The organism is Streptomyces sp. NPDC085927, from assembly GCF_044540975.1.
In the GTDB taxonomy this organism is placed as follows: Bacteria; Actinomycetota; Actinomycetes; order Streptomycetales; family Streptomycetaceae; genus Streptomyces; species Streptomyces hirsutus.
Genome location: NZ_JBITSN010000004.1, coordinates 148206 through 162643, shown reverse-complemented (window position 1 = coordinate 162643; position 14438 = coordinate 148206). Strand labels below are relative to the sequence as shown.

The window sequence follows — 14438 nt, the reverse complement described above, 5'->3', positions numbered from 1 at the left end:
CCGTCAGCCGGGGGCGGGCGGACAACGCGTGCTGGGGGTGGTCCGCGGCCCAGACCGCGGCGGCCGCCAGCCAGCCCACCGCGACCCGGCCGCCGGGGGGGGGGTCCCCCCCCCGCCGCCCCGGCCCCGCTCCCCGCCTCAGCCCCTTGCGACGCCTAGCGGATGGGCATGCCGGACAGGGTGCGGGCGATGACCAGACGCTGGATCTCGCTCGTGCCCTCGAAAATGGTGTAGATAGCGGCGTCCCTGTGCATACGCTCCACCGGGTACTCACGCGTGTAGCCGTTGCCGCCGAGGATCTGAATCGCCTGGGCGGTGACCTGCTTGGCGGTCTCGCTGGCGTACAGCTTGGACATCGAGCCCTCGGCCGCGGTGAACGGCTTGCCGTTCACCGCCATCCAGGAGGCACGCCACACCAGGAGGCGGGCGGCGTCGATCTGGGTGCGCATGTCGGCCAGCTGGAAGGCGATGCCCTGGTTGTCGATGATCGGGCGGCCGAACTGCTCGCGGGTCTGCGCGTACTCCAGGGCGACCTCGTAGGCGGCGCGGGCGGTGCCGACCGCCATGGCGCCGACCGCCGGGCGGGAGGCCTCGAAGGTGGCCATCGCGGCGTTCTTCACGCGCTCGCCCCCCTGCTTGGCGCGCTCCCGGGCGCGGGCGAGGCGCTCGTCGAGCTTCTCCTTGCCGCCGAGCAGGCAGGAGCCGGGCACACGGACGTTGTCCAGGATCACCTCGGCGGTGTGCGAGGCGCGGATACCGTGCTTCTTGAACTTCTGGCCCTGGGAGCAGCCGGGGGTGTTCGGCGGGATGATGAACGAGGCGTGGCCCTTGGAACCGAGCTCCGGGTCGACGACCGCGACGACGACGTGGACGTTGGCGATGCCGCCGTTGGTCGCCCAGGTCTTGGTGCCGTTGATCACCCACTCGTCCTTGGCCTCGTCGTACACGGCACGCGTCCGCATGGAGGCGACGTCGGAGCCGGCGTCGGGCTCGGAGGAGCAGAAGGCGGCGACCTTGACGTCGTTGACGTCGCCGTACATCTGGGGGATCCAGGTGCCGATCTGCTCCTCGGTGCCGTTGGCGAGGACGCCGACAGCGGCGAGGCCGGTGCCGACGATCGACAGGGCGATGCCGGCGTCGCCCCAGAACAGTTCCTCCATCGCCATGGGGATGCCGAGGCCGGTGGCGTCGAAGTACTGCTGGGCGTAGAAGTCGAGCGAGTAGATGCCGACCTTGGCGGCCTCCTGAATGACCGGCCAGGGAGTCTCCTCGCGCTCGTCCCACTCGGCGGCCGCGGGGCGGATCACATCGGCGGCGAAGCCGTGGAGCCACTCCCGGACTTCGTTCTGTTCATCGTTGAGCTCCATGGTGAACTCGGCCATGTCCCCTCCAGCGGCGACGCACATGCGTGTTACTTGCGGTAACCAGAGTCTGTTACCGGCTGGTAGGAAAAGTCAACTCCCCCGGGCCCCCGTCATCCCGTTCGCCGCTGGTCACACCGTCAGTGTTAGTTTGCGCAGGCGTCACCGAATCAGCAGGGGTGGGGAGAGATCATGGACACCACACAGCGGACCGATCAGCAGCGGTCCGCCGACCGCCGCCGGCGCGAGCTGCTGGAGGCCGCCGACCGGGTGGTGCTGCGCGAGGGCCCGCATGCCTCGATGAACGCGATCGCCGCCGAGGCGGGCATCACCAAACCGATCCTCTACCGGCACTTCGGTGACAAGGGAGGACTGTACGCCGCCCTCGCCCAGCGGCACACCGACGCCCTGCTGTCCTCGTTGCGGGCGGCGCTGGACGCCCCTGCGGAGCGGCGGGAGCGGGTCGAGAACACCCTGGACACCTATCTCGCGGCGATCGAGCTGCGTCCCCAGGTGTACCGGTTCCTGATGCACCCGGCGGAGGGTTCGCCCGGCGACCAGGGCTTCGACGTCGGCAAGCACTCGGCGCCGCTGCTGCGGCGCATGGGCGAGGAACTGGCCCAGGTCATCGAGGAGCGGCTGGACCTCGGGCCCGGCAGTCAGCAACTGGCCCGCGTGTGGGGGCACGGGATCGTCGGCATGATGCACGCGGCCGGCGACTGGTGGCTCGGCGAACGGCCCTGCTCCCGGGCGGAGTTGGTACGCAGCCTGGCCGACCTGCTGTGGGGCCGGCTGGCGGCGGCGGGCGACCGGGTCGGCGGCCCGGGGTTCTGAGCCCCGGCCCGCACCGGCGGGCCCGGCTGCCCCCGTCGGGCCCGCCCCGCTTCAGGAGACCGCCCGCCCCCGTCCCTGTCCGTCCCCGCCCGCTCCCTCAGTCCCCTGCCTCCGCAGCACCGCCCGCCCCTCGGTCCCGCCCGTTCCAGGAAGCCCGCCGCACCTGGCGGTCGAGCCTGCGCCGGCGCCAGCCGGTCAGGCGGTCGGCGTAGACGCGGCCCTCCAAGTGGTCGCACTCGTGCTGCAGGCACCGGGCGAAGAACCCCGTGCCGTGCACGGTGACCGGCTCCCCGGTCACCGTGCGGCCCTCGACGACCGCGTGGTCGTGACGTTCCGTCCCCGCCTCCAGGCCCGGCAGCGACAGACAGCCCTCCGGGCCGCGCACCACCACCCCGTCCGTCTCGACCAGCCGCGGGTTGACCACATGTCCCAGATGACGGACGTCCTCGTCGTCCGGGCAGTCGTACACGAACACCCGCAGCGGCACGCCGATCTGGTTGGCGGCCAGGCCCACACCCTGCGCGGCGTACATCGTCGCGAACAAGTCCTCCACGAGGCGGGCCAGTTCCGGGCCGAAGTCGGTCACCTCCTCGCAGGGTGCGTGCAGCAACGGGTCGCCGAGCAGGGTGAGGGGCCGGACGCGACCGTGGACACCGGGGATGGAACCGTCTCGCATGGCGGTCAGAGTACGGTCCTTTGCAGCAACGCCCGTCTCATGGGTGGTGACGTGGTTCTGGAGTGCGAATGGATCTCGATAGGCTGAGGTTCACACCACGTGGCCGTCAGCCACAGGCGCGGCGCGTACGCAAGGAGGATCGAGACTTGATGGCAGGCAACTCGGACCCGCTCACGCCGCGGGCCAAGCTGGCCGTGACCGCCGGCAGGGCGGTCGCAGCGGCATCACGCGCTGCGGGGCGCGGCAGCGGTTCGGTGATCGGCGGCCGGGTGGCACTCAAACTCGACCCTGATCTCCTCGCCCGGCTCGCCCAGAACCTGGACTGCATCCTGGTGTCGGCGACCAACGGCAAGACCACCACCACCCGGCTCATCGCGGAGGCCCTGCGGGCCGCCGGACCGGTCGTGTCCAACGCCCTCGGCGCCAACATGCCCGCGGGCATCACCTCGGCGCTCGCGGGCGGCTCGGAGTCGAAGTTCGGCGTCATCGAGGTCGACGAGAAGTACCTCGCCGGCGTCGCACGGGACACCGACCCCAAGTGCATCGCCCTGCTCAACCTCTCCCGCGACCAGCTCGACCGGGCCGGCGAGACCCGGATGCTCGCGGAGAACTGGCGCGAGGGCCTGGCCGGTTCCAAGGCGGTCATCGTCGCCAACTGCGACGATCCGCTGGTCGTGTGGGCCGCGTCCTCCTCCGCCAACGTGATCTGGGTCGCCGCGGGCCAGATGTGGAAGGACGACGCCTGGTCCTGCCCGTCCTGCGGCGGCGTGATGCAGCGCCCCGGCGACGACTGGTTCTGCAACGAGTGCGGATTCCGCCGGCCCACCCCGAGCTGGGCGCTCTCCGGCGACCACGTCCTCGACCCGCACGGCTCCGCCTGGCCGATCCACCTCCAGCTGCCGGGCCGCGCCAACAAGGCCAACGCCGCGAGCTCCGCGGCCGTCGCCGCCGTGTTCGGAGTGCCCCCGCAGGTCGCCCTGGAGCGCATGTACCAGGTGCAGGCCGTCGCCGGCCGGTACGACGTCGTCCAGCACCAGGGGCGCGACCTGCGGCTGCTGCTCGCCAAGAACCCCGCGGGCTGGCTGGAGACGTTCTCGCTCATCGACCCGCCGCCCACCCCGGTGATCCTCTCGGTGAACGCCCGCTCCGCCGACGGCACCGACACCTCCTGGCTGTGGGACGTCGACTACACCCGGCTGACCGGCCACCCGATCGTCGTCCTCGGCGACCGGAAGCTGGATCTCGCGGTGCGGCTCGAGGTCGCGAACCAGCAGTTCCAGGTCTGCGAGGACCTCGACCAGGCGCTCCAGCTGTGCCCGCCCGGCCGGATCGAGGTCATCGCCAACTACACCGCGTTCCAGGACCTGCGCCGCCGCGTCGGCAACTGACGCCGGCGACGCATCGCGACGTACTCACAAGGACAGTGACTTCATGAGCGACAACGGTCTGCGGATCGTATGGATCTACCCCGACCTGCTGAGCACCTACGGCGACCAGGGCAATGTGCTCGTCGTGGAGCGCCGGGCCCGGCAGCGTGGCCTCGACGTGTCCCGGCTGGACGTGCGCAGCGACCAGCCGATCCCGACGTCCGGCGACATCTACCTGATCGGCGGCGGTGAGGACCGTCCGCAACGGCTCGCCGCCGAGCGGCTGCGCCGGGACGGCGGCCTGCACCGGGCGGTGGGCAACGGCGCGATCGTGTTCTCCGTGTGCGCCGGCTACCAGATCCTCGGCCACGAGTTCATCAACGACCTCGGCCAGCGGGAGCCCGGCCTCGGCCTGCTCGACGTCGTCTCGGTGCGCGGCGAGGGCGCCCGGTGCGTCGGCGACGTGCTGGGCGACATCGACCCGCCGCTGGGCCTGCCGCCGCTGACCGGTTTCGAGAACCACCAGGGCGTCACCCACCTGGGTCCGACGGCGCGCCCGCTCGCCCGGGTGCGTTTCGGCAACGGAAACGGCACGGGGGACGGCACCGAGGGCGCCTACAACGACACCGTGTTCGGCACGTACATGCACGGCCCGGTGCTGGCCCGCAACCCGCAGATCGCGGACCTGCTGCTGAAGCTGGCGCTCGACGTCAACGCGCTGCCGCCGACCGACGACCACTGGTACGAGGCACTGCGGGGCGAGCGCATCGCGGCCTCGCAGCAGCCCGCGTGACACCCGCGACCGCGTCGGACGGGCCGGTGCCCTCCGGCCCGTCTGACAGCTGGCCCGCACAGGTGAGCGGGGTCGTCCAGTAGGCGGACGCGTGCTTCGACCCCACCCCTCGGTGCCGCTAGGGTGGCGGGGATCGAGCCGGACGACGCGGTCCGGTCCCGGCCCACGGCTAGAAGGTTGTTTCGGGCTATGCGCATTGGTGTCCTTACATCCGGCGGCGACTGCCCCGGCCTGAACGCCGTCATCCGCTCCGTCGTCCATCGCGCGGTCGTCGACCACGGCGACGAGGTCATCGGCTTCCGGGACGGCTGGAAGGGCCTCCTGGAGTGCGACTACCTCAAGCTCGACCTCGACGCGGTGGGCGGCATCCTCGCCCGCGGCGGCACCATCCTCGGTTCTTCCCGGGTGCGTCCCGAGCATCTGCGGGACGGTGTGGCGCGGGCCAAGGGGCACGTCCAGGAGCTCGGCCTCGACGCGATCGTCCCGATCGGCGGTGAGGGCACGCTGAAGGCGGCCCGGCTGCTGTCGGACAACGGCCTGCCGATAGTGGGCGTACCGAAGACCATCGACAACGACATCGCTGTCACCGACGTCACCTTCGGCTTCGACACGGCCGTCGGTGTGGCGACCGAGGCGCTGGACCGGCTGAAGACGACCGCCGAGTCCCACCAGCGGGTGCTCATCGTGGAGGTCATGGGCCGCCACACCGGCTGGATCGCGCTGCACTCCGGCATGGCGGCCGGCGCGCACGCGATCGTCGTACCGGAGCGGCCCTTCGACATCGACGAGCTGACGGCGAAGGTCGGTGCGCGGTTCTCCGCGGGCAAGCGGTTCGCCATAGTGGTCGCCGCGGAGGGCGCCAAGCCGCGGGCCGGCACCATGGACTTCGACGAGGGCGGCAAGGACGTCTACGGCCACGAGCGGTTCGCCGGGATCGCGCGCCAGCTCTCCGTGGAACTGGAGACGCGGCTCGGCAAGGAGGCGCGTCCGGTGATCCTCGGGCACACCCAGCGCGGCGGGACGCCGACCGCGTACGACAGGGTGCTGGCCACCCGCTTCGGCTGGCACGCCGTGGAGGCCGTGCACCGCGGGGAGTTCGGGCGGATGACGGCGCTGCGCGGGACGGACATCGTGACGGTGCCGCTGGCCGAGGCCGTCGAGACGCTGAAGACGGTGCCCGACGCCCGCTACGCCGAGGCGGAGTGTGTCCTGTAGCACCTGCCGTTCCGGCAGCCGCTGAGGAGAACCGCCCCCGGTCGCAGTCGCGGCCGGGGGCGGTTCTACTCTGGTGCGGACAGACGGCGCACAACCCCCACGAAACGGAGCCGGCGGATGGATCACAGCGGGCACGGCACGACCATGGATCTGCCGCCGTTCACGCTGGGGCGAGGGCTCGCCTGGTCGGCGGACCCCTTCTTCCTCGTCGCCTGCCTGCTGGGGCTGGCGCTGTACGGCTGGGCGGTCGTCCGTCTGATGCGACGGGGCGACAAGTGGCCGGTGGGACGGACCGTGTCGTTCTTCATCGGCGTGCTGAGCATCGGGCTCATGATGTGCACCGGGCTGAACGACTACGGCATGGTCATGTTCAGCGTGCACATGGTGCAGCACATGGTCATCAGCATGGTCTCGCCCATCCTGATCCTGCTCGGTGCCCCGGTCACGCTGGCGCTGCGCGCCCTGCCGCCGGCCGCCCGCGGCCGCAAGGGGCCGCGCGAACTGCTGCTGATGCTGCTGCACAGCCGCTACATGCGGGTCGTCACCCACCCGCTGTTCACCATCCCGATGTTCATCGCGAGCCTGTACGCGCTGTACTTCACCCCGCTGTTCGACTTCCTGATGGGTTCCCAGGTGGGGCACATCGCGATGATGGTGCACTTCCTCGCCGTCGGCCTGGTCTTCTTCTGGCCGATCATGGGCGTGGACCCGGGCCCGCACCGGCCGGGGTACCTGATGCGGATGCTGGAGCTGTTCGCGGGCATGCCGTTCCACGCGTTCTTCGGCATCGCGCTGATGATGGCGTCCACCCCGATGGTGACGAGCTTCCAGAATCCGCCGGCCTCGCTGGGCATCGACGCGCTCTCCGACCAGAACGCGGCCGGCGGTATCGCCTGGGCGTTCAGCGAGATCCCGTCCGTGCTGGTGCTGATCGCGCTGCTGTTCCAGTGGTACGCCTCGGACCAGCGGCAGGCCAGGCGCACCGACCGGGCCGCGGACCGCGACGGGGACAAGGAACTCGAGGCGTACAACGCCTATCTGACCTCACTGCACACGCCGGGTAGATGATTCCCTTTCGGTCACTTTCTCTCCCCCTCGCTCACTTTCTCCCCGATTCACCTGAAGGGTGCCGCCTTTCAGTAGCATGAGCCGTCAGGGCGAGCCGCCGGGGGGAAGCGGTCATGGCACTGCGCGCGTCGTCGGGAGCGGGCCGGGTCGTCGCCGGCCGCTATGTGCTGCTGCACCGGCTGGGCCGGGGTGGCATGGGGCATGTCTGGCTGGCCCACGACCAGAGACTCGCCTGCGAGGTCGCCCTCAAGGAGATCGTGTTCCACGATCCGGCCGAGCCCGGTCAGGAGCGGGAGACCAGGGTCGCCCGTGCCCGCGCGGAGGCCCGGCACGCGGCCGGTCTGCGTGATCACCCGCATGTGGTGACCGTCCACGACGTCGTGGAGCACGAAGGCCTGCCGTGGATCGTCATGGAGTACGTGGCGAGCGCCGTCGATCTGCGGGAGCTGGTCACCCGGCGCGGCCCGCTCGCCCCCGCCGAGTGCGCCCGGATCGGGCTGGCCGTGCTGGACGCGCTGGCCACCGGTCACGAGCGGGGCGTACTGCACCGGGACGTGAAACCGGCGAACATCCTGCTCGCCCCGGACCGCACCGGGACCCCGTACGGGCGGGTCCTGCTCACCGACTACGGCATCTCCGTGCAACCGGACACCGGTGAGACGCGGTACACCGTGGCGTCGGGGGTGGTCGGCACCGCGGGCTGGCTGGCGCCGGAGCGGGCCACCGGGAGCCCGGCCACGCCGGCCGCCGACCTGTTCTCCCTGGGCTGCACGCTGTACCACGGCGTGGAGGGGCACGGCCCCTTCGAGCGGGAGTCGCCGCTCGCGTCGATCGCGGCGGTGGTCACGGAGGAGCCGTGCCGGCCGGTGCGGGCGGGTGCCCTGGGGCCGGTGCTGCGGGGTCTGCTCGAGAAGGATCCCGGGCGGCGGACGTCCGCGCGGGTGCTGGAGGCGGAGCTGTCGCGGCTCGTCACCCCGCAGACGGAGTCGTACACCCGGCCGCCCACCGACCTGGGCTCCCAGCCGCCCTGGGCCGCGTCGGGCCCGCCCGGGAGCACGACAGGAACTCCCACGAGCACGGCCGGCCCCACGGACACCGCAGGACCCGGGGGAGCCAATGACCTCGTGGGGGCCACTGGACCCGTGGGTCCCGCCGCACGTGCGGCACCTGCGGGGCGTGCGGGTCCTCCGGCGGCCGGGACCGTCCCCACGCACCAGCGCCCGCGCCACCCCGTCCTGCGGGCCGCCGTCGCCGTCGGGCTCGGGGTGGTGCTGGCCCTGGGGGGTGCCTGGTACGCGCTGGCCGACCGGACGGACGACGGCGGGGTGGCGACGACGCCGTACGGAGATGCCGTGGGGCTCGCCGAGCCGCTCGAGCGGGGCGACTGCGTGCGCGCCGTCTGGCCCGGTGGCCGCCGGTTTGCGGGCGTGCCCCGGCTCAGCGTCGAACCGGCCTGTGCGGGCGCGGCGGGCCGGGAGGTCGACGGGCAGGTCGTGGGGTTCGTCGGGGCCTCCTCCGCCGAGGAGGCGCGGGAGCTGGGTCCGGCCCGGTGCGAGGAGGCCACGCGGGAGTTCCGCGGGCGTATGGCCGCGGTGCGCCCGCTCGCCGTCGTACCGGTCCCGGACGGGTTCGAGGGGGCCGGGCGGCGCACCGCCTGTCTGGTCCTGGGGGCGCGCGGGCCGTCGTACGGGCCGCTCGGCGACCGGCGCCCGTTCGGCACGGCGTTCGCGGACACCGTGCCGATGCAGCGCCGGGACTGCCTGGACGCGCGTCCGGGGCGTCGGGCCCTGCTGGTGCCGTGCGGCGGCCGGTACGACGAGCAGGTCCTCGGATTCACCCGGCTGGGCCAGGACGTCACGCTCGCCGAGGCGCGCGGGGTGTCGGACGCGGCGTGTGCCCGTGACGTTCCTCCGCGTGACTACGGCTTCGACCCGTCCGTCCACGAGGCCGGGTCGTGGACCGGTGAGCGGTCCTGGGAAACGGGCGCCCACGTCGTCGTGTGCACCGTAAAAAGGCGGAACGGGGGCACCATGGAGGGAACCGAGCCATGAGGAGGGTGTCGCGATGCCCGATACCAGCAACGGTTCCACCTCGACGAAGACCATGGGAGTGCTCACCGTCGGCGGGCTCGTCGTCGTGACGGCCTACACGGCGGCGCTCGGCAGCAACGGATGGCTGTGGTTCGGCTGGGTCGTCCTGGGGCTGATCACCCTCGCCATGGTCGCCACGCGCAGCGCCTGAGCCGCCCGCGGTCCGTGGCCGGGCCGTCGGCGGTCCGCACCTGACGGGCCGGCTCACTTCGGTGTGAGCCGGCCCGTCAGGTGCACGCCCGGCTGGTACTTCGGCAGCCGGACGGTGACCCTCATGCCGGCACCGACCGCGGTCTCGATGACGAGACCGTAGTCGTCGCCGTACACCTGGCGGAGCCGTTCGTCCACGTTGGACAGGCCGATGCCGCCCGTGTGGTCGACCTCGCGGGCGAGGATGCGGCGCAGCAGGCCGGGGTCCATTCCGACGCCGTCGTCCTCGATCACGACGAGCGCTTCGGCGCCGGTGTCCTGCGCGGTGATCTGGATGCGGCATGTGTCGGCCTTGCCCTCGAGTCCGTGCTTGACGGCGTTCTCGATGAGGGGCTGCAGGCAGAGGAAGGGCAGGGCGACCGGGAGCACCTCGGGGGCGATCTGCAGGGTGACCGAGAGGCGGTCACCGAAGCGGGCCCGGACCAGCGCCAGATAGTGGTCGATGGCGTGGAGCTCGTCGGCGAGGGTGGTGAAGTCGCCGTGCCTGCGGAACGAGTAGCGGGTGAAGTCGGCGAACTCCAGCAGCAGTTCACGGGCGCGCTCGGGGTCGGTGCGCACGAACGAGGCGATCACGGCGAGGGAGTTGAAGATGAAGTGCGGGGATATCTGCGCCCGCAGCGCTCTGATCTCGGCCTCGATCAGGCGGGTGCGGGACTGGTCGAGGTCGGCGAGTTCGAGCTGGACGGAGACCCAGCGGGCGACCTCTCCGGCCGCCCGGACCAGGACCGCGGACTCGCGGGGCGCACAGGCGACGAGGGCGCCGTGCACCCGGTCGTCGACGGTGAGCGGGGCGACCACGGCCCAGCGCACCGCGCAGTCGGGGATGTCGCAGGTGAGCGGGAAGGCCTCGCCGCGGCCCGAGTCGAGGGGCCCGGTCAGGCGTTCCATGATCTCGGTGCGGTGATGGGCGCCGGCACCGTCCCAGACGAGGACCTGCTCGCGGTCGGTGAGGCACAGGGCGTCGGTGCCGAGCAGGGAGCGCAGCTTGCGGGCGGACCGGCCGGCGGCCTCCTCGGTCAGTCCGGCCCGGAGCGGGGGTGTGGCCAGGGACGCGGTGTGCAGGGTCTCGAAGGTGGCGTGCTCGACGGGTGTGCCGAGGCCGGCCAGTCCGGGCGGCCGTGCGGTGCGCCGGCCGAGCCAGAAGCCCGCGGCCAGCAGGGGCAGGACGGCGACGCACAGACCGGCCAGGAATCCACTCACTTGGACACCTCCGTCCGTAGTTCCTCCGGCAGATGGAACCGGGCGAGCACCGCCGCCGTGCCGGGCGGCACCCGGCCGGGGGTGGCCAGGGAGACCAGGATCATGGTGAGGAAGCCCACCGGCACCGACCACAGGGCGGGCCAGGCGAGGAGCGCGTGCCAGGCGCCCTCGCCCGGGTAGCCGGCCATGGTCGCGGCGACGGCGAGGAAGGCGGAGCCGCCGCCGGCCAGCATGCCGGCCGCCGCGCCGGGCGGGGTGAGCCGGCGCCACCAGATGCCCAGGACGAGCAGGGGGCAGAACGAGGAGGCCGACACGGCGAAGGCCAGTCCCACGGCGTCGGCCACCGGGAGACCGCCGACCAGGATGCTGGCCAGGAGCGGAACGGCCATGGCCAGCACCGTGCCGAGCCTGAAGTGCCGCACGCCGCGCGAGGGCAGGACGTCCTGGGTGATCACGCCGGCCACGGCCATGGTCAGCCCGGACGCCGTGGACAGGAACGCGGCGAAGGCGCCCCCGGCGACCAGCGCGCCGAGCAGGTCGCCGCCCACTCCCCCGAACATCCGGCCGGGCAGCAGCAGTACGGCGGCGTCCGCGTCGCCGGTGAGGCTGAGCTCGGGGGCGTACAGACGGCCGAGGGCTCCGTAGACCGGGGGCAGCAGGTAGAAGGCGCCGATCAGGCCGAGGACGGCGACGGTGGTGCGGCGGGCGGCGACGCCGTGCGGGCTGGTGTAGTAGCGGACCACCACGTGCGGCAGGCCCATGGTGCCGAGGAAGGTGGCGAGGATCAGCCCGTACGTGGCGTACAGCGGGCGTTCCTCGCGGGACTCGGCGCGGGAGGGCGAGAGGGCGTCGTCGGCGCCGCGTCCCGCGGCCGGGACCTCGGACCCCTCGGCGAAGGTCAGCCGGGTGCCGCCGTCGATGCGGTGGGTGCCGGCGGGCAGGCGGACCTCGGTGCCGTCGTGTTCGCGGCCGTCGACGGTGCCGTCCACGGTGACGGCCAGCGGTGCGGTGATCCGCAGGTCGACGGTGTCGTCGACGCGGACGACGCGCTGTTCCCGGAAGGTGGCGGGTTCGTCGAAGGCGTGGCTGGGCGCCCCGTCGCTCTGCCAGGCGAGGACCAGGAACAGTCCGGGTACGAGCAGGGCGGTGAGCTTGAGCCAGTACTGGAAGGCCTGCACGAAGGTGATGCTGCGCATGCCGCCGGCGGCGACGATGACGGTGACCACGACGGCGACGATCACTCCGCCGAGCCAGTCGGGGGCACCGGTCAGCACGGTCAGGGTGAGCCCCGCGCCCTGGAGCTGGGGCAGCAGGTACAGCCAGCCGACGCCGACGACGAAGGCGCCCGCGAGCCGCCGCACGGCCTGCGAGGCGAGCCGGGCCTCGGCGAAGTCGGGCAGCGTGTAGGCGCCGGAGCGGCGCAGCGGGGCGGCGACGAACAGCAGCAGCACCAGATAGCCGGCGGTGTAGCCGACCGGGTACCAGAGCATGTCGGGGCCCTGGACCAGGACCAGGCCCGCGATGCCGAGGAAGGACGCGGCGGAGAGGTACTCGCCGCTGATGGCGGCCGCGTTCAGGCGCGGGCCGACGGTGCGGGAGGCGACGTAGAAGTCGGAGGTGGTGCGGGAGATGCGCAGGCCGAAGGCGCCGACGAGGATGGTCGCCAGGACGACGAGGGCCACGGCGGGAACGGCGTAACTGGAATTCACGGCGGCTGCGTTCCCTCAGCGGTCCTCGACGAGCCGCACGAAGTCGCGTTCGTTGCGTTCGGCGCGGCGTACGTACCAGCGGGCGAGCAGGACCAGCGGCGGGTAGAGCCCGAAGCCGAGGACCGCCCACTCCAGCCTGCGGGCGTCCGGGGCGGCCGCGAAGACCAGCGGGAGGGGGCCGATGAGCAGGACGAGGACGGCGAACACGGTCAGTCCGGTGCGCAGTTGGATGCGCATCAGGGAACGGACGTAGGTGTGGCCGAGGGTGGTCTGCTCGTCGATCTCGGTGCGCGGGCGGTAGTAGCCGAAGGAGCGGCGGGCGCGGCGGGGCGGGCCGGTGACGACCACGCGGCGTTCGGTCGGGTCCTGGGGCACGCGTTCCCCCCTAGCCCGTGGTCCGGCGCATCAGCAGGTCCCGCAGTTCACGGGCGTGCCGCCTGCTGACCTGGAGCTCCTCGGAGCCGATCAGGACGCTCACGGTGCCCGCGTCGAGGCGGAGTTCCCCGATGTGGCGCAGGGCGACCAGATGGCGGCGGTGGATGCGGACGAAGCCGCGCGAGCGCCAGCGTTCCTCCAGTGTGGACAGCGGTATGCGGACGAGGTGGCTGCCCCGGTCGGTGTGCAGGCGGGCGTAGTCGCCGTGGGCCTCCGCGTGCGTGATGTCGTCGACGGCGACGAAGCGGGTCACCCCGCCCAGTTCGACGGCTATGTGGTCCGGGTCGGGTTCGTGCACGGGGATGCGCGGGGCGCTGCCGCGCTGTGCGGCGGCGCGCAGTTCGACGACGCGACGGACCGCCTCGGCCAGCCTCTCCTTGCGGACGGGCTTGAGGACGTAGTCGACGGCCTTGAGGTCGAAGGCCTGCACGGCGAAGTCCTCGTGGGCGGTGACGAACACGACCAGCGGCGGCCGGGCGAACCCGCCGAGCAGCCGGGCGAGGTCGAGTCCGTCGAGGCCGGGCATCTGGATGTCGAGGAAGACGACGTCGATGGCCTCGGGCCCGTCGGGCCCCGACTCCAGGGCGCGGTTGATGCGGCGCAGCGCCTCCGTCGCGTCGCCGGCGCCCTCGGCACTGCCGATGCGGGGGTCCGCGTGCAGCAGGTAGAGCAGTTCCTCCAGCGAGGGGCGTTCGTCGTCGACGGCCAGGGCGCGCAGCATGAAGGTGGAGTCTAAGGGGGATTGCCACGTCTGGACATGGCTCGGACGTGGGCTTTCCCGTCGGCCGGGGGCGTTTCGGGCCGCCCCGCGGACCCGGGGCGGTGTACGGGCACCGCCGCGACCGGCACCGGCCGCCGCGTGCGGGCGGGGACGGTCGCCGCGTGACGGCGGAGGCCGGCCGGTGCTGGTTACAGTGCGGGTATGAGCAGCAGGCCCGCGCCGTTCGACGAGCTCGACCGACAGATCGTCACCGCGCTGATGGCGAACGCCCGGACGTCCTTCGCTGAGATCGGCACGGCGGTCGGCCTGTCGTCGACGGCGGTCAAGCGCCGGGTGGACCGTCTGCGCGAGACGGGCGTGATCACCGGGTTCACGGCGACGGTGCGGCCGTCGGCGCTGGGCTGGCGGACGGAGGCGTACGTCGAGGTGTACTGCGAGGGGGCGGCGCCGCCCCGGCGGCTGGCGGAGGTGGTGCGCAACCATCCGGAGATCGCCGCGGCGATGACGGTGACCGGGGGCGCCGACGCGCTGCTGCATCTGCGGGCACGGGACGTGGAGCACTTCGAGGAGGTGCTGGAGCGGATCCGTGCGGAGCCGTTCATCCGGAAGACGATCAGTGTGATGGTGCTGTCCCATCTGATACCGGAGAGTCCGGAGGCGGGCGCGAGCCAGCCGGCCCCGTAGGGCTCACGGACCCCACCCGAGGCGCAGCAGTCGTGCGCGGAGCGGTCGGAATACGCAGCATTACTGCGTGAGCGC

At 72.4% G+C, this 14438-nt stretch carries 14 protein-coding genes; 8 read left to right on the top strand and 6 right to left on the bottom strand.

What is annotated here, in order from left to right:
- Positions 1-155: 155 nt before the first annotated feature.
- Positions 156-1382 (bottom strand): acyl-CoA dehydrogenase family protein, encoded by a 1227-nt coding sequence (locus ACIF80_RS12600; RefSeq protein ID WP_399802973.1) that lies wholly within the window; start codon positions 1380-1382, stop codon positions 156-158.
- 171 nt (positions 1383-1553) lie between these two features.
- Here ACIF80_RS12600 and ACIF80_RS12595 point away from each other — a divergent pair, with 171 nt between their 5' ends.
- On the top strand, positions 1554-2195 hold the full coding sequence (locus ACIF80_RS12595) for a TetR family transcriptional regulator (RefSeq protein WP_399802970.1): 642 nt from the start codon (positions 1554-1556) through the stop codon (positions 2193-2195).
- A gap of 97 nt (positions 2196-2292) precedes the next feature.
- On the opposite strand, the gene def is transcribed toward ACIF80_RS12595, so the two are convergent.
- Complete coding sequence (def, locus tag ACIF80_RS12590; RefSeq protein WP_399802968.1) at positions 2293-2871, bottom strand: peptide deformylase; 579 nt, start codon at positions 2869-2871, stop codon at positions 2293-2295.
- Positions 2872-3020: 149 nt separating this feature from the next.
- On the opposite strand from def, the gene ACIF80_RS12585 reads away from it, so the two are divergent.
- The 6 genes from ACIF80_RS12585 (at position 3021) to ACIF80_RS12560 (ending at position 9555) form a co-directional block, all read left to right on the top strand.
- Complete coding sequence (locus ACIF80_RS12585) at positions 3021-4259, top strand: MurT ligase domain-containing protein (protein ID WP_399802965.1); 1239 nt, start codon at positions 3021-3023, stop codon at positions 4257-4259.
- Between the two features lie 43 nt (positions 4260-4302).
- The gene (locus ACIF80_RS12580; protein WP_055609394.1) at positions 4303-5031 is read left to right on the top strand and encodes a type 1 glutamine amidotransferase; all 729 of its coding nucleotides are present in this window, start codon (positions 4303-4305) and stop codon (positions 5029-5031) included.
- A 189-nt stretch (positions 5032-5220) separates the two neighbouring features.
- Positions 5221-6246: a 6-phosphofructokinase gene (locus ACIF80_RS12575; protein WP_055592500.1), complete on the top strand. Its 1026-nt coding sequence runs from the start codon at positions 5221-5223 to the stop codon at positions 6244-6246.
- Positions 6247-6363: 117 nt separating this feature from the next.
- Entirely contained in the window at positions 6364-7314 is a 951-nt protein-coding gene (locus ACIF80_RS12570) for a cytochrome c oxidase assembly protein (RefSeq protein ID WP_399802962.1), read from the top strand.
- A 113-nt stretch (positions 7315-7427) separates the two neighbouring features.
- Entirely contained in the window at positions 7428-9365 is a 1938-nt protein-coding gene (locus ACIF80_RS12565; protein ID WP_399802959.1) for a protein kinase, read from the top strand.
- Positions 9366-9378: 13 nt separating this feature from the next.
- Positions 9379-9555: a hypothetical protein gene (locus ACIF80_RS12560; RefSeq protein WP_399802957.1), complete on the top strand. Its 177-nt coding sequence runs from the start codon at positions 9379-9381 to the stop codon at positions 9553-9555.
- A gap of 53 nt (positions 9556-9608) precedes the next feature.
- Here the strand turns inward: ACIF80_RS12560 and ACIF80_RS12555 are convergent, their stop codons facing one another.
- The 4 genes from ACIF80_RS12555 to ACIF80_RS12540 are packed head-to-tail and all read right to left on the bottom strand — an operon-like array spanning position 9609 to position 13679.
- Positions 9609-10814 carry a sensor histidine kinase gene (locus tag ACIF80_RS12555; RefSeq protein ID WP_399802955.1) on the bottom strand — a complete coding sequence of 402 codons (1206 nt, stop codon included), beginning with the start codon at positions 10812-10814 and terminating at the stop codon, positions 9609-9611.
- Entirely contained in the window at positions 10811-12523 is a 1713-nt protein-coding gene (locus tag ACIF80_RS12550) for a cation acetate symporter (RefSeq protein ID WP_399802953.1), read from the bottom strand. Before ACIF80_RS12550 ends, ACIF80_RS12555 begins: the two co-directional genes overlap by 4 nt.
- Before the next feature lie 15 nt (positions 12524-12538).
- The gene (locus ACIF80_RS12545) at positions 12539-12898 is read right to left on the bottom strand and encodes a hypothetical protein (RefSeq protein ID WP_055592721.1); all 360 of its coding nucleotides are present in this window, start codon (positions 12896-12898) and stop codon (positions 12539-12541) included.
- 10 nt (positions 12899-12908) lie between these two features.
- Positions 12909-13679, bottom strand: a complete 771-nt coding sequence (locus ACIF80_RS12540; RefSeq protein ID WP_399802949.1) for a LytR/AlgR family response regulator transcription factor — start codon at positions 13677-13679, stop codon at positions 12909-12911.
- Between the two features lie 201 nt (positions 13680-13880).
- Between ACIF80_RS12540 and ACIF80_RS12535 the strand changes: the two genes are divergently transcribed.
- A complete protein-coding gene (locus ACIF80_RS12535) occupies positions 13881-14363 on the top strand; it encodes an Lrp/AsnC family transcriptional regulator (RefSeq protein WP_399802948.1) in 483 nt (160 codons plus the stop codon).
- Positions 14364-14438 lie beyond the last annotated feature (75 nt).